Raw genomic sequence first — 14,542 nt, 5'->3', positions numbered from 1 at the left:
CCCGGCGCGCAACTGTCAGGCGCGCGAACGGCTCCGGTCGTGGTGGCGGCGCGCCTTGAGGCGGTTGCCGCACACCGTCATCGAGCACCACTGGCGGCGGCCGGTGCGCGAGGTGTCCTGGAAGTGCAGGACGCAGTCCGGGTTGGCGCACTTGCGCAGCCGGTCGGGTGTCTCGGCCCGCAGCCGGAGGTAGTCCCGCAGACACGCCCAGGCCGCGCGCCAGAGCGGATCGGCGACATCCTGGCGCTCGACCGGGCCGTGCCCGTCGACGGACAGCCGCAGCCGACCGTGGTCGAGCAGGGCGTTGAGCGGCGCGTGGTCCGAGGGGTCGGCGACCACCGCGGCCAACGCCTCCCGCGCCTCGCGGAGTTGCTTGCGCGGCAAAGGTTCCCGGTCGAGTTCGCGGTCCACCAGCCACGCCGCCGTGAGGTCGTCGTGGTCCAGCAGGTCGTACCTGGTGGCACCGGCCACCCAGCGGGTGTTGAGCAGGTCCAGGGCCAGCGACTGGTCCACCAGCGGGCGCTCCGGCCAGCCCCGCGCACGCAGCGCGGCAGCCACGGCGTCGTCCGCTCCCACCATCACATCTAACCCTTCTCGGTTGCTTGACAGGTTAACACGCCCGTGGTTGCCTTCCGACCTAACCTTTCAAGTCCGCCAGAGCAGTTAGAAGCGAGGAGCGACGATGACCCACCACCGCCACGCCGAGATCGACGGCCGGCACGTCTTCTACCGCGAGGCAGGCCACCCCGACGCGCCGAACCTGGTGCTGCTGCACGGCTTCCCCACCAGCTCGCACATGTTCCGCGAGCTGATCCCGGCACTGGCCGACCGCTACCACGTCATCGCGCCCGACCACATCGGCTTCGGCCACAGCGCCGCGCCGGCCGCGGACGAGTTCGACTACACCTTCGACCGGCTCACCGACATCACGCTCGCCCTGCTCGACCAGCTCGGCATCCACCGACACGCGCTCTACATCCAGGACTACGGCGCACCGATCGGCCTCAAGATGGCGTCCCGCCACCCGGACCGCGTCACGGCGATCATCACCCAGTCCGGCAACGCCTACACCGAGGGCTTCACGCCGTTCTGGGAGCCGCTGTTCGCCTACGCCACCGACCCCGGCCCGGACACCGAGCCCGCCGTGCGCGCACTGCTCACCGCGGACGCCACGCGCTGGCAGTACACCCACGGCGTCAAGGACCCCAGCCGGATCAGCCCGGCCACGTGGACCCACGACCAGCACCTGCTCGACCGCCCCGGCAACGCCGAGGTGCAGCTCGCCCTGTTCCGCGACTACCGGAACAACCTCCACGCCTACCCCGCGTTCCAGCAGTACTTCCGCGACTCGCAGGTGCCGCTGCTGGTGGTCTGGGGCCGGCACGACGAGATCTTCGGCCCGGACGGCGCGCTCGCGTTCCGGCGCGACCTGCCCGACGCCGAGATCCACCTGCTCGACACCGGGCACTTCGCGCTGGAGGACTCGCTGGACACGATCACCGGCTACATCCGGGGCTTCCTCGGTCGCGTCCTCAGTTAGTCACCACGATTGACTGTCACCTAATCTGACCATACTGTCGGCTGGTCGCCGTCCGCCGAAGCTGGAGTACCGATGCGCCCACCGCCCGCCGCCACGCGTGACCGGGTCGCCGCGCCCGTGCTCGCCCTGCTCGCCGGTCCGCTGTCGTTCGGCATCGCCGGACCCGCCCTCGTCCTCGACGACGCGGCCCGCGACCTCGGCGTGTCGTCCGGGGCGGTGACCTGGGTCGTGACGGCGTTCGGCTGGGGCATCGCGGTCGGCACACCCCTGACGGCCGGGCTCCTCGGCCGCCACGGGGTGCGCCGCACGCTGATCGGCTGCGCCGCGCTGGTGTCGGCCGGCGCGGTGCTCACCACCGCGATGCCGGTGCCGGCGGGTGTCGTGCTCGGCGTCGTGCTCCAGGCGTTGGGCGCGGCCGGCTTCACCGCCGTCGCGATGAGCCTCGCCGACTCGGCCCGGCGGATGGGACTGGTCACGGCGTCGCTCGCGGTGGTCGGCTCGACCGCGCCCCTGGTCGGATCGCTGGTCGCCGACCTGGCGTCGTGGCGGGCGACACTTGTTCTGCCCGCGGTGGGTGCGCTGGCCGTGCCCGCCGTGCTCCGGCACGCGGGACGACGGCCCGCGTCCGGCGCGGTCGACCTGCTCGGCGGTGTGCTCCTCGGCGGGACGGTCACCGCGCTGGTGTTCGTGCCGCACCAGCCGTGGGTGGCCGCGCCGGCGGCCCTGGTCGGGGTGTTGCTGCTGGTCCGGCACGTGCGGGTGCGGCCGGACGGGTTCCTGCCCGCGGCCGTGGCGCGGTCGCCCCGGTTCCTGGCCGCCGCCGGGCTCGCGTTCGCCCTGGCGGTGGTCAACTTCGGGCTGATGTACGTCCTGCCGCGGCGGCTGTCCGGGTGGACGTCCGCCGAGATCGGGTTCGCGATGCTCTGGCCGCTGCTGCTCGGCGGGGCGCTGTCCTGGTTCGTCGTGGCGGGCACCGCGAAGGCCCGGCACGGGGTCGTCGCCGCCGTGCTGGTCGGCCTCGGCGTCGCCGGCGCGGTCGTCGCGGCGCTCACCGCCGACCCGGCCGCGTTGCTGGTCGCCCAGGGCGCGGCGTCGATCGCCGCGTCGTCGGGCCAGGGCGTGTTCGCGGTGCGCGCGACGACCGCCGTGCCGGCGACCCACCGACCTGCGGCGATCGGGCTGTTCACGCTGTGCTACCTGCTGGGCGCCGCCTTCGGACCGGCCATCGTCGCGCTGCTGCCGAGCTGAGCGAGGACCACCGCGCCGAACCTGCGGCAGTCGTCAGCGTCGGTCCGGTCGGACCAGCACAGTGGCCCGGAGCGGACTCCGGGCCACTGTGGACGGTCGGGCGACCGGTTCGGTCAGGCGGCCAGTTCGGTCAGGCGGCCAGTTCGATCGGGCGATCGGCGCGGTCAGGCGACCGGTTCGGTCAGGCGATCGGCGCGATCAGGCGACCGGTGCCGGTGCCGGGCGCGGGGCCGCCGTGGTGACCGGCCGGGTGGCGGGCGTGGTGCCCCGGAACCCGCGCAGCCGCAGGCTGTTGGTCACCACGAACACCGACGAGAACGCCATCGCCGCGCCCGCGATCATCGGGTTGAGCAGTCCCGCCGCCGCGAGCGGCAGGGCGGCCACGTTGTAGGCGAACGCCCAGAACAGGTTGCCCTTGATGGTGGCCAGCGTCCGCCGCGACAGCCGGATCGCGTCCACCGCCGCCAGCAGGTCGCCCCGGACCAGCGTCAGGTCGCTCGCCTCGATCGCCGCGTCGGTCCCGGTGCCCATGGCCAGCCCGAGGTCGGCCTTGGCCAGCGCCGCCGCGTCGTTCACGCCGTCGCCGACCATCGCGACGACCCTGCCCTCGGCCTGCAACCGGGCCACCACGTCGACCTTGTCCTTCGGCAGGACTTCGGCGATCACCTCGTCGATGCCCACCTCGGCCGCGACCGCGCCGGCGGCGGCCTCGTTGTCGCCGGTCAGCAGCACCGGGGTCAGCCCCAGGTCACGCAGCCGCCGGACGGCCTCGGCCGAGGTCGGCTTCACCGCGTCGGCGACCACCAGGACCGCCCGCGCCGCGCCGTCCAAGGCGACCAGCACGGCGGTGCGGCCCTGCCGCTCGGCCTCCCGCTTGGCCCGCGCCAAGCCCTCGTCCAGGTGCACGCTCCACTCGGCGAGCAGGCGTTCCCGGCCGACGATGACCGCGTGGCCGTCGACCACGCCCTGCACGCCCAGGCCCTCCACGTTCTGGAACCCCTCCACCGGCGGCAGCTCGCCCACCCGGTCCACCGCGCCGGTCGCTACGGCCTGCGCGATCGGGTGCTCCGAGGCGTTCTCCAGCGCTCCGGCCAGCCGCAGCACCTCCTCGTCGGAGGTGTCGGCCGCGGTGTGCACGGCGAGCAGGGTCATCCGGCCCGTGGTGACCGTGCCGGTCTTGTCCAGCACCACCGTGTCCACGCGACGCGTCGACTCCAGCACCTCCGGCCCCTTGATCAGGATGCCGAGCTGGGCGCCCCGCCCGGTGCCGACCAGCAACGCGGTCGGCGTGGCCAGGCCCAGCGCGCACGGGCAGGCGATGATCAGCACCGCGACACCCGCCGTGAACGCCGCCGCGACCCCGCCGCCGGTGCCCAGCCAGAACGCGAGCGTGCCCACGGCCAGCGCGATCACGATTGGCACGAACACCGCCGACACCCGGTCGGCCAGCCGCTGCACCTGCGCCTTGCCGTTCTGCGCGTCCTCCACCAGCTTCGCCATCTGCGCGAGCTGGGTGTCCGCGCCGACCCGCGTGGCCCGCACCACCAGCCGTCCGCCGGCGTTGACCGTCGCGCCCACGACCGCGTCCCCGGGGCCGACTTCGACCGGCACGGACTCACCGGTCAGCATGCTCGCGTCGACCGCCGAGCTGCCCTCTTCCACGACGCCGTCACTCGCGACCTTCTCACCCGGCCGCACCACGAACCGGTCGCCGACCGACAGCGCGTCGATCGGGATCCGGACCTCCCGGCCGTCGCGCAGCACGGCGACGTCCTTCGCGCCCAGCTCCAGCAGCGCCCGCAGCGCCGCGCCGGCCCGCCGCTTCGAGCGTGCCTCGAAGTACCGGCCCGCCAGGATGAACGTCGTCACCCCGGCCGCGACCTCCAGGTAGATCGAGCCCGCGCCGTCCGTCTTCGCGATGGTCAGCTCGAACGGGTGCGTCATGCCGGGCGTCCCGGCGGTGCCGAACAGCAGCGCGTACAGCGACCAGGCGAACGCGGCGAGCGTGCCCATCGAGATCAGCGTGTCCATGGTCGCCGCGCCGTGCCTCAGGTTCGTCCACGCCGCCCGGTGGAACGGCAGCGCGCCCCACACCAGCACCGGAGCCGCCAGCGTCAGCGAGATCCACTGCCAGTAGGTGAACTGAAGCGCGGGCACCATCGCCAGGGCGACCACCGGCACCGCGAGCACCGCCGACACGATCAGCCGCTGCCGCAGCGACGCGGTCGGGTCTTCCTCGGCCGGCGCTTCGACCCGCTCGGACTTGGCGGCCGGCAGCGTCGCGGCGTACCCGGCGGCCTCCACCTGCTCGACCAGCGCCCGCGGGTCCAGTCCGTCCGGGAAGCTCACCTTGGCCTTCTCGGTGGCGTAGTTGACCGTCGCGGTCACGCCGTCGAGCTTGTTCAGCTTCCGCTCGATCCGGGCCGCGCACGAGGCGCACGTCATGCCGGTGATCGACAGTTCGAGGTCAGTGGCCATGACCCGCCTCCACGGTGAACTCGGCGGTGCGCACCACGCCCGCGTGCTGGAAGTCCAGGAACAGCCGGTAGCGGCCGGCGGTGGGCACCTCGGCGACGAACGAGATCTCCGGGCCCGGCGCGGTCTTCCCGTCACCGGGCGCGCCCTCGGGGTGGACGTGCAGGTAGGCGAGGTCGCTCTGGCGCAACGCCACCAGGTGCCCGTAGGCCGCGAGGTAGGGCTGGAGGTCGGTGACCGGCGTGCCGTCCTTGCGCACGGTCAGCTTCACCGGGGAAGCCTTGCCCGGCACCAGTTCCCCGTCGAGGCGGACCTGGTAGCCGGCCACCTCGGCGACCCGTGACGGGGTGTACGCGCGCGGTTCGAACAGGCCCGCGACGGACACGTCCGCGCCGAGCGTGGTCGCCGCGCCACCGGCCGGCTTGAAGTCGGCGAACACCCGGTACGACCCGGCTTCGGCCACGTCCAGCGGCACGGACCACGTGCCGTCGGCGGCCATCTCGGGGTGCACGTGCCGGAAGTCGGCGGTGTCGCGGCGGACGACGATGAGGTGCATCCGCTTGTCGTGCTCGACGTCGAACGCGGTGACGGGATGGCCCTCGCGGTCGAGGATGCGGAAGGTGAACGGGGTTCCCGCGGTCAGCGTCGGGTCGGTGGGCGTGAGGGTGTAGCCGCCCCTGGACGACGCCAACCCGGCGGGCTGGTCCTGCGCGGCCCCCGCGACGGTGCCGCTGTGGTCGTCCCCGTGGCCGGCGTCCTCCGCGCCATGCGTCCCGCCGCGACCGCGCTCGGCGGAGTCGGCGGAAAGGGGACCGACAGCGCTGCCGATCGCCCAGGCCGCTCCCGCGACCAGGACGAGCGCCACACCGTAGGCGGAGAGCTTCGCTGCTGTGTTCATGGTGGTAGTCCTCGGACTGGGGAGCCCGCCCCGCGCGGGGCGGGCTCCGGTGGGTCTGGCTCAGCCAGCGAGCGCGTAGCCCGCTTCCTCGACCGCCGCGCGCACGTCCGCCTCGGCGACCGGCTCGGCACTGGTGACCGTCACCGCACCGGTCGGCAGGTCGACGGCCACGTCGGTGACGCCCGCGATCTTGGTGACCTCGCCGGTCACCGAAGCGGCGCAGTGGCCGCAGGTCATGCCGGTGACGGTGTAGGTGGACTCGGCCATCGCTTGACTCCTCTTCGTTCGGTCAGGACCGCACCAGGCGGGCGATCGCCTCGCTCGCCTCGCGCACTTTCTCGTCGGCGCCCTCGCCGCCCTGCGCCAGCGCGTCGGCCACGCAGTGCTTGAGGTGCTCGTCGAGCAGGCCGAGCGAGACCGCCTGGAGCGCCTTGGTGGCCGCCGCGATCTGGGTGAGCACGTCGATGCAGTACTCGTCGTTCTCGACCATCCGCTGCAAGCCGCGGACCTGCCCCTCGACGCGACGCAGCCGCGCCAGGTAGCCGTCCTTGTCGGTGCTGTAACCCCGCATGCCCCGCTCCCTTCAGCCACCGCATTTATACCCCTAGGGGGTATCACGGTGTCAACATCGTGAGACCTGGGTTACACCTATAGGGGGTAGGGGTACTCCTGGGCGGCCGACACGGGTCCTGGTCAGGTCGGGACCTCCGACTCTGCGAACCGCCCTCGTGCCGGTGGCAGAGTATCGGGCAGACGCCGAGCCGGTCGGCGTGACACAACCCAGGAGCGGGTATTCGGGGACCTGCTCCCGCCCTGGCGCCCGAGGGGACCGTGCTTCCCATGCCTCCCCTCCGGTCGCCCGCCTTGACGCGCCACCCGGCAGAACGCCGGGTGCGCGTCTTGGCCATCGCCCGGACCATGGCCGCCTGCCACAGTGGGAGCCATGAGCTACGACGTCGACGCCCTCCGCGCCTGCTTCCCGTCCCTCGGCCCCACCGCCCGCTTCGACGGTCCCGGCGGCTCCCAGGTCCCGGCCGTGGTCGCCGACGCCGTCCGGCGCACCCTCACCTCGTCACTGGCGAACCGGGGCCGGGTCACCGCGGCCGAGCGCGCCGCCGACCGCATCGTCGCCGACGCCCGCCGGGCCATGGCCGACCTGCTGGCCGCCGACCCGGACGGCATCGTGTTCGGCCGCAGCATGACCCAGCTCACCTACGACTTCGCCCGCACGCTCGCCAAGACCTGGCAGCCCGGTGACGAGGTCGTGGTCACCCGGCTCGACCACGACGCCAACGTGCGACCCTGGATCCAGGCCGCCGACGCCGTGGGTGCGGTGGTCCGGTGGGTCGGGTTCGATCCCGGGACCGGTGAGCTGACGCCGGACGACGTGGCGGCGGCGCTGTCCGACCGCACCCGGCTGGTAGCGGTGACGGGCGCGTCCAACCTCATCGGCACCCGGCCCGCGCTGGCCGACATCGCCGCGCTCGTGCACGAACGCGGTGCGCTGTTCTTCGTCGACGGCGTCCACCTAGCCGCGCACCACCCGGTCGACGTCGCGGCGTTCGGCTCGGACTTCTTCGTGTGCTCGCCGTACAAGTTCTTCGGGCCGCACTGCGGTGTCCTCGCCGCACACCCTGGTGTGCTGGCCGAACTGCGCCCGGACAAGCTGCTGCCGGCGAGTGACGCCGTTCCCGAGCGGTTCGAGCTGGGCACCTTGCCCTACGAGTTGCTGGCCGGGTGCACGGCGACGGTCGACTTCATCGCGGGCATCGCACCTCGCGGCTCGGACCGGCGGGCTCGGATCGTCTCTTCGCTGGAGGCCGTGGTCGAGCACGAGGACCGGCTGCGGGTGCGGATGGAGGCCGGGCTTCTCGGGCTGCCCGGTGTCAGCGTGCGGTCCCGTGCGAAGTTGCGCACGCCTACCCTGCTGGTCACGTTCGCCGACCGCGATCCGGTGGATGCGTATCGGTTTCTGGAGACGCTGGATGTCAATGCGCCTGCGGGGTCGTTCTACGCCTTGGAGACCTCGCGTTGGCTCGGTCTCGGTGACTCGGGTGGTCTGCGTGTCGGGTTGGCCCCTTACTCCACCGAACTAGAAGTCGATCGACTGTTGGACGGGCTCGGCCGCTTTGTGCGCCTGTAAGGGGGGAGTCCGATGACTGCGCGAATCCTGTCGGTCGTCTCGACCGACCTGTTCGTCGGCACCGAGGACGAGCCTCGCCAAGTGGTCCGCGTGACCATCGACCGGGGCACGGGGTCCGCGGCACTGCCGGTGGCAGTGGCCGGACCGGGGCTCTCCGGCTCGGCCATCGCCGACGGGGGTGCCGGCGAGGTGGTGGTCGAGGTGCCCGTCACCACCGCGTCGCCTGAGGGCACGGAGATCCCGGTGGTCGCCTCGGCTGACGAGTCCACTGTGGATGGTCTGGTGACGGTTGCCGAGCCGGGCTGGCGGATGTTCCTGGTCTCGCACTTCCACTACGACCCGGTGTGGTGGAACACGCAGGCCGCCTACACCCAGACCTGGGAGCTGCAGGGCAACGACGGGACCACGCGGCCGGTGTGGGAGCACAACGGCTTCAACCTGGTGCGCGCGCACCTGGACATGGCCCTGTCCGACCCCGACTACGCCTTCGTGCTCGCCGAGGTCGACTACCTCAAGCCGTTCTGGGACGTGCACCCCGAATACCGGCAGGTGCTGCGCGACCTGATCGCCGCCGGACGGGTGGAGGTGATGGGCGGCACGTACAACGAGCCCAACACCAACCTCACCGGCTCCGAGACGACCATCCGCAACCTCGTCTACGGCGTCGGCTACCAGCGCTCCATCATGGGCGCGGACCCGCGGACGGCTTGGCAGCTCGACGTTTTCGGGCACGACCCGCAGTTCCCGGGCCTGGTCGCCGAGGCCGGCCTGACCAGCTCGTCGTGGGCACGCGGCCCGTACCACCAGTGGGGTCCGCTGCTGACCAGGTTCGACGAGGCGGGCGGCGACGCGCGCGACATGCAGTTCCCGGCGGAGTTCGAGTGGCTGTCGCCGTCCGGGCGCGGCGTGATCACGCACTACATGCCGAACCACTACTCGGCGGGCTGGTGGATGGACTCGTCGGCGACGCTGGACGAGGCGTCGCGGAAGGTCTACGAGCTGTTCCAGGCCCTGAAACCGGCCGCGGCGACGAGGAACACGCTGCTGCCCGTGGGCACCGACTACACACCGCCGAACAAGTGGGTCACGCTGATCCACCGTTCGTGGAACGCGCGTTACGTGTGGCCGAAGTTCGTCTGCGGCACGCCGCGCGACTTCTTCTCGGCTGTGCACCGCGAGTTGGACGCCCAAGGTGTGGCGCCGAGCCCGCAGACACGCGACATGAACCCCGTGTACACCGGCAAGGACGTCTCCTACATCGACACCAAACAGGCGCAACGGGCCGCCGAAGTCGCGGCCACCGACGCCGAGCGGCTGGCGACGTTCGCGTCCCTGCTGGGACTCGGCGGGTACCCGGAGGCGGCGCTGGACAAGGTGTGGCGGCAGCTCGCGTACGGCGCGCACCACGACGCCATCACCGGCTCGGAGTCCGACCAGGTGTACATCGACCTGGTGTCCGGCTGGCGCGAGGCGCACGACCTGGCGGTGGACGTCCGGGACCGCGCACTCGCCGCGATCCTCGGCCGGGTCGACACGTCCGGCGTCGGGCGCGCGGTGACCGTGGTGAACACGCTCGCGTTCGCGCGCACCGACGCGGTGCGGATTTCGGTTCCCCGTGCGCCCGGTCTGCGGTTGACCGACGACACCGGGGCTGAGGTGCCATTCGTCGTGGAGGCGTCGGGCGATCGTTCGATCGTGGTCGCCTTCGTGGCGGTCGACGTCCCCGGGACGGGATGGCGGACGTGGCGGCTGACGACCGACGGGCCGTTGGCGGGTTGGGTCGCCGGCACCGGCGTGTCCATCGCCAACGAGCACTTCGCGGTGGAGGCAGATCCCGCGCGCGGTGGCGGTCTGCGCAGCATCCGCGAGGTCGGGTCGGGTCGTGAGCTGGTGCGGGCGGGCGAGGTCGGCAACGAGCTGCGGCTGTACGAGGAGTACCCGCAGCACCCGGAGTTCGGCGAGGGGCCGTGGCACCTGCTGCCCACCGGCGCGGTGCGGTCGTCGGCGGGCGGCGCGGCCGAGGTCCTGGTCGAGCACAGCCCCGCCGGCCGCCGGCTCGTCGTCACCGGCCGGGTCGGCGACGTCCGGTACGAACAGCACGTGACGCTGTGGCACGGCGTGGACCGGCTCGACCTGCGGACCCGCGTGCTCGACTTCACCGGCTCGGACGAGCTGCTGCGGGTCAAGTTCCCGGTGGACGTGCCGGGCGCGCGTCCGGTGTGCGAGGTCGGCGGGGCGGTGATCGCCCGCGGGTTCGCGCTGCCCGACTCCGACACGGCGGTCGCGCCGTGGACGCTGGACAACCCGGCCAACACGTTCTTCGCACTCAGCTCCACGGCGGCGCTGCGGCTGCGTTCGGCGTCCGGTGCGGACCTGGGCCGGGCGGCGATCGCCGTCGCCGAGGTCGTCGTGCCGGCGCCGGCCGACGCCGCGCCGCTCGCCCGCTCGCTGGTCGTCGCGCTGGCCCGGGTGGGCGTCACGGCCACCACGTCGACCGCGGAGGGCGCCCGGTACGGCAAGCTGAACGTCGACTCGAACCTGCCGGACGTGCGGATCGTGCTCGGCGGCCCGGACCGCAACCCGTTCGCGGCGGAGGTGCTGGCCCGGGGCGGGCGGGACGAGTTGGCGCGCCAGGTGGACGCCCGTGGTGCGGCCAGGCTGTTCGTGCCCGGTCGGGTCGCGGTGGAGGAGGCGTGGGAACCCAACGCCGACCTGCGTGACGTGCGGGCCTTGCCGGTGGTGGTGATCGACGCGCGGGACGCCGAGGACCTGGCCGCCGAAATCGCGGCCTTCGCCGCCGAAATCGGCTCCGGTGACGCCGAGGTGACGGCGGTGGACGTCGGCCCGACCCGGCTGCTCGACGCGCACACCGTCGGCTTGCTGAGCTTTGGCATTCCCGGTTTCGCCGTCGACCCGACCGGGGCGCTGCACCTGTCGCTGATGCGGTCGTGCACGGGCTGGCCGTCCGGCGTCTGGCTGGACCCGCCGGTGCGCCGCGCGCCGGACGGGTCGGCGTTCCAGTTGCAGCACTGGACGCACGACTTCGACTACGCGCTGGTCAGCGGGGCGGGTGATGGGCGGGCGACGGATCTGGTCGCGCGGGGGCACGGGTTCTCCGCGCCGCTGCACGGACGGGTGGTGGAGGCCCATACCGGCGACCTGCCCGCGCGACACGCGTTGCTCGCCGTGTCGCCGGAGCGTCAGGTGCAGGTGCAGACCGTGAAGCCGGCGGGGAACCCGAGCGCCGTGGGCGCTCCGTCCGGGCCGAGGGGTGTGACCGTGCGCCTGGTGGAAACGACCGGCCGTCCGGTGACCGCGACGGTGTCGTCCTTCTTCGGGTGGGAGTCGGGGCACACGGCCGACCTGCTGGAGCAGGAGCTTCGGTCGTCGGTGGCGGTCAACGGGAGGCTGGTCGTGCCGCTGGACGGTGCGCAGATCGCGACCGTGGTGGCTGTCCCTGCGTCAGACCGGACCACCGACGGTGCCACTGCGCCGGGCCGGCCTGCCGAGGGTGCCGCGCTGGGTCGGACCGCCGAGCCCGCGCAACCGGTGTATTCGCGGTACTGGCTGCACAACCGAGGCCCCGCGCCGATGGGCTTCTTTCCGGTCAGCGTCACGGCGGACCCGACCGTGCTGACCGCCGCCGGTTCGCCGTCGACCACCGATGTCACCGTGGCCAGTCAACTGGCGTCGGAGTTCACCACGACGCTGCGCGTGGAAGCCCCCGCGGGTTGGGCGGTGGAACCGGTCGTGCGGCCGATCACCCTGGCGGCCGGTGGGCACACGACGTTCCCGGTCTCGATCGCGTTGCCCGGTGGAACGGAGCCGGGTCTCTACTTCGTCCGGGTGCAAGCCGGCGTCGGCGAGGACCTGGTGGAGGACGTGGTCACGGTGTTGGTGCCCGGCAGTGCCCTGGACGGGATTTTGCCGCCGCCACCCGGCCCGGAGGTCGACCACGGCAAACAGATCCACGGCACCACCGCCGACACCGGCCGTGCTCTGGGGTTGCGGATAACGGCGGTGGACGAACGCCTCGCCGTCCGTCCGGGCGACCGGACGACGTTGACCGTGACGCTGGTGAACGACACGTCGTCGCCCGTCGACGGCGAGGCGATGCCCGTGAGCCCATGGGGCACTTGGCACTTCATCGGCCCATACGCCCGGGGCTTCACCGCGCCCGCCGGTGCCACGACCACGGTCACGTTCGAGGTGGACGTGCCACCCGACACCCAGCCGGGTCACTGGTGGGCGATGGTCAAACTGATGTGGTTCGGCCGCGTGCAGTACACCCGGGCGATCCCGGTCGAGGTGCGCTCATGACCGGCCTGTCCAAGCTCGAAGCCGCGACCGCGCAACGCGAGGCGACCGTCATCGGCTGGATCGACGGGGCACCGGTACCCCGTGCTCTGCTGGACGCCCGCCTGGCGTTGCTCCGCACCAGGCCGGGAGCCCTGCCCAGACCGGGTACCGGTGAGAACCGCCAATTGATCCGGTGGACGGCCCACGTGCTGTTCACCGAGGAACTGTGCCGCCGAGAGGCGACGGCCCCCGCGCTCCGGCCCGCCACCCTGGACCCCGTAGCGGCCGTCCAGTTGGGGTCGATCAACGCGGCAGCGTGGCAGTCCTGCCCCGAGGTGGCAGCGGTGTTCGAGGCCGTGACATCCGCTCCCCCAGCCGACCCCACGCCCCACTCCACCCGCCGCTGGTGGCGCGTCAGCCTCGGCAGCGCACCCACCGCCACACCGCCACCGGCCCTGACCCCCATCGGCTGGACGACCCTGGACGACCTGCCGGCCACGTTGGCGACCCACTTGAGGACCGCCCGGCCGGGCCGACAGGTAGGCCCGGTCATGGCTGACGACCAGTGGCACATCGCGGTGGTGGAGGAGATCGCGGACCGCCCCGCCGACGTGGGACGCCTGTCCCGCGCGGCCCACGGCACGCGCCTCCGCGAATTCAGCCGCTGGCTGGACCACCGCCGAGCGCACCTGCTCCGCCCGGCCCCCGGTTTTGAACACCCCGGTGACCCGGACCAACCGGACTACACCCACCGTCACTAGACCTGGCGATTCGCCGCACCGGACACCCGCAGGATCGCCGTTCAGGACACGCGCGTGACGGGCGTTGCGTGCGCGCAACTACCATGGCACGGGTGAGCGCAGACCAGAACGCACCGTCGCCCCTGTGGACCTACATCGAGACCAATCTGGAGAACCGCGGCCTGACCACCGGTGACCTGGCCCGCGCGACCGGCGTCCACCGCAGCCGCTTCACGGACTGGCGACGCGGTAAGTCCATCAGCATCGAGACCGCACGGGCCATCGCGACCCTGTTCGAAGTGAGCCCGCTGGAGGTGCTGGTGGCCGCCGAACTGCTGACCGCGGAGGAGGCGCAACTCCGCCACACCCGGCCGGATCCGGCGGCGCTCAGTGACGAGGAGCTGGTCGCGGAGCTGCGGCGTCGCCTCAAGCGCACGTAGGCCGCGTCGGGTCTGCGCGCACATTCGCACGCCTGCGTCGGGCCTGCACGCAGGTCCCGCTTGGCCTGCACGCAGGTCCCGCTTGGCCTGCACGCAGATCGCGCTTGACCTGCACGCAGATCGCGCTTGGCCTGCGTCGGGTCTGGGCGCAGATCCGCATGGCCGGCGTCGGGCCTGCGCGCGGGGAGTCGGTTCTCGTGTGGTTGTCAGGCGTGTTCGGCGGTGCGCTTGAGCCTGGCCAGGGTGGCTTCGATGTTGCGCTGGTTCTGGGTGCCGCGATCACGGACGCCCGTCGCCAGCACGGTCAAAGGGCGGAACCAGGCCGGTCGGCGGTCCCACGTGCTCTCCGTGACGCGGCACCCGTCCGCGCTGGGCACGATGTCGTACTGCCAGCGTGACACCGGCAAGCCCAGGGACTTGACCTCGAACGCGAACCGACCCGGCTCGGCGTCCGTCACTGTGGCGATGGTGGTCCAGAACCGTGCGCCGCGCCGGTTCGAACCGCGGAAGCGCGCGCCCACGCTCGGCCCGTCGGCCGTGCCCAGCCAGCGTCCGCCCGCGTACTCCCGGGCCACGCCCGCCATCCCCGCCAGGTCGCTGACCAAGCTGTACACCCGTTCGACGGGGGCAGCGACGTCGATGCTGCCGCTCGCATCCGGCTTGTCCACGGCCACAATCTACTGGTCGGTAGCTTTCACGTGAAGGGCCTGGCCCCCCTCGGCGAAGACCCGGCTCGCCTTGACCGGCGAAGCGTGCCCT

Annotated in this window: 12 protein-coding genes; 6 read left to right on the top strand and 6 right to left on the bottom strand. The window is 72.5% G+C overall.

Features of this window, described 5'->3' with window-relative positions:
- Positions 1-15: 15 nt before the first annotated feature.
- On the bottom strand, positions 16-579 hold the full coding sequence (locus tag ACQPZF_RS15340) for a CGNR zinc finger domain-containing protein (RefSeq protein WP_433272098.1): 564 nt from the start codon (positions 577-579) through the stop codon (positions 16-18).
- 103 nt (positions 580-682) lie between these two features.
- Here ACQPZF_RS15340 and ACQPZF_RS15335 point away from each other — a divergent pair, with 103 nt between their 5' ends.
- Positions 683-1,540, top strand: a complete 858-nt coding sequence (locus ACQPZF_RS15335) for an alpha/beta fold hydrolase (RefSeq protein ID WP_433272097.1) — start codon at positions 683-685, stop codon at positions 1,538-1,540.
- Positions 1,541-1,612: 72 nt separating this feature from the next.
- Positions 1,613-2,788, top strand: a complete 1,176-nt coding sequence (locus tag ACQPZF_RS15330; protein ID WP_433272096.1) for an MFS transporter — start codon at positions 1,613-1,615, stop codon at positions 2,786-2,788.
- 198 nt (positions 2,789-2,986) lie between these two features.
- Here the strand turns inward: ACQPZF_RS15330 and ACQPZF_RS15325 are convergent, their stop codons facing one another.
- Genes ACQPZF_RS15325 through ACQPZF_RS15310 form a run of 4 tightly spaced genes read right to left on the bottom strand, consistent with a single transcriptional unit; the run spans position 2,987 to position 6,732 of the window.
- Entirely contained in the window at positions 2,987-5,266 is a 2,280-nt protein-coding gene (locus ACQPZF_RS15325) for a heavy metal translocating P-type ATPase (protein WP_433272095.1), read from the bottom strand.
- Positions 5,256-6,161 (bottom strand): hypothetical protein, encoded by a 906-nt coding sequence (locus ACQPZF_RS15320; RefSeq protein WP_433272094.1) that lies wholly within the window; start codon positions 6,159-6,161, stop codon positions 5,256-5,258. Before ACQPZF_RS15320 ends, ACQPZF_RS15325 begins: the two co-directional genes overlap by 11 nt.
- A 60-nt stretch (positions 6,162-6,221) precedes the next feature.
- Complete coding sequence (locus ACQPZF_RS15315) at positions 6,222-6,428, bottom strand: heavy-metal-associated domain-containing protein (protein WP_433272092.1); 207 nt, start codon at positions 6,426-6,428, stop codon at positions 6,222-6,224.
- Positions 6,429-6,450: 22 nt separating this feature from the next.
- The gene (locus ACQPZF_RS15310) at positions 6,451-6,732 is read right to left on the bottom strand and encodes a metal-sensitive transcriptional regulator (protein ID WP_433272090.1); all 282 of its coding nucleotides are present in this window, start codon (positions 6,730-6,732) and stop codon (positions 6,451-6,453) included.
- Between the two features lie 372 nt (positions 6,733-7,104).
- On the opposite strand from ACQPZF_RS15310, the gene ACQPZF_RS15305 reads away from it, so the two are divergent.
- The 4 genes from ACQPZF_RS15305 (at position 7,105) to ACQPZF_RS15290 (ending at position 13,783) form a co-directional block, all read left to right on the top strand.
- The gene (locus ACQPZF_RS15305; RefSeq protein WP_433272089.1) at positions 7,105-8,304 is read left to right on the top strand and encodes a cysteine desulfurase-like protein; all 1,200 of its coding nucleotides are present in this window, start codon (positions 7,105-7,107) and stop codon (positions 8,302-8,304) included.
- Positions 8,305-8,316: 12 nt separating this feature from the next.
- The gene (locus ACQPZF_RS15300) at positions 8,317-12,624 is read left to right on the top strand and encodes a glycoside hydrolase family 38 C-terminal domain-containing protein (protein ID WP_433272088.1); all 4,308 of its coding nucleotides are present in this window, start codon (positions 8,317-8,319) and stop codon (positions 12,622-12,624) included.
- Positions 12,621-13,364 carry a DUF7158 domain-containing protein gene (locus tag ACQPZF_RS15295; protein WP_433272087.1) on the top strand — a complete coding sequence of 248 codons (744 nt, stop codon included), beginning with the start codon at positions 12,621-12,623 and terminating at the stop codon, positions 13,362-13,364. Before ACQPZF_RS15300 ends, ACQPZF_RS15295 begins: the two co-directional genes overlap by 4 nt.
- Before the next feature lie 83 nt (positions 13,365-13,447).
- A complete protein-coding gene (locus ACQPZF_RS15290) occupies positions 13,448-13,783 on the top strand; it encodes a helix-turn-helix domain-containing protein (RefSeq protein ID WP_433272086.1) in 336 nt (111 codons plus the stop codon).
- 206 nt (positions 13,784-13,989) lie between these two features.
- Here ACQPZF_RS15290 and ACQPZF_RS15285 read toward each other — a convergent pair whose 3' ends face one another.
- Complete coding sequence (locus tag ACQPZF_RS15285) at positions 13,990-14,451, bottom strand: SRPBCC family protein (RefSeq protein WP_433272085.1); 462 nt, start codon at positions 14,449-14,451, stop codon at positions 13,990-13,992.
- Positions 14,452-14,542: the final 91 nt, after the last annotated feature.

The organism is Actinosynnema sp. CS-041913, from assembly GCF_050942485.1.
Taxonomy (GTDB): Bacteria; Actinomycetota; Actinomycetes; order Mycobacteriales; family Pseudonocardiaceae; genus Actinosynnema.
This window is presented reverse-complemented; position numbering and strand designations above follow the sequence as displayed.

Coding starts and splice junctions, on each gene's coding strand:
- ACQPZF_RS15340 (WP_433272098.1), bottom strand. CDS start 579: ATGGTGGGAGCGGACGACGCCGTGGCTGCCGCGCTGCGTGCGCGGGGC.
- ACQPZF_RS15335 (WP_433272097.1), top strand. CDS start 683: ATGACCCACCACCGCCACGCCGAGATCGACGGCCGGCACGTCTTCTAC.
- ACQPZF_RS15330 (WP_433272096.1), top strand. CDS start 1,613: ATGCGCCCACCGCCCGCCGCCACGCGTGACCGGGTCGCCGCGCCCGTG.
- ACQPZF_RS15325 (WP_433272095.1), bottom strand. CDS start 5,266: ATGGCCACTGACCTCGAACTGTCGATCACCGGCATGACGTGCGCCTCG.
- ACQPZF_RS15320 (WP_433272094.1), bottom strand. CDS start 6,161: ATGAACACAGCAGCGAAGCTCTCCGCCTACGGTGTGGCGCTCGTCCTG.
- ACQPZF_RS15315 (WP_433272092.1), bottom strand. CDS start 6,428: ATGGCCGAGTCCACCTACACCGTCACCGGCATGACCTGCGGCCACTGC.
- ACQPZF_RS15310 (WP_433272090.1), bottom strand. CDS start 6,732: ATGCGGGGTTACAGCACCGACAAGGACGGCTACCTGGCGCGGCTGCGT.
- ACQPZF_RS15305 (WP_433272089.1), top strand. CDS start 7,105: ATGAGCTACGACGTCGACGCCCTCCGCGCCTGCTTCCCGTCCCTCGGC.
- ACQPZF_RS15300 (WP_433272088.1), top strand. CDS start 8,317: ATGACTGCGCGAATCCTGTCGGTCGTCTCGACCGACCTGTTCGTCGGC.
- ACQPZF_RS15295 (WP_433272087.1), top strand. CDS start 12,621: ATGACCGGCCTGTCCAAGCTCGAAGCCGCGACCGCGCAACGCGAGGCG.
- ACQPZF_RS15290 (WP_433272086.1), top strand. CDS start 13,448: ATGGCACGGGTGAGCGCAGACCAGAACGCACCGTCGCCCCTGTGGACC.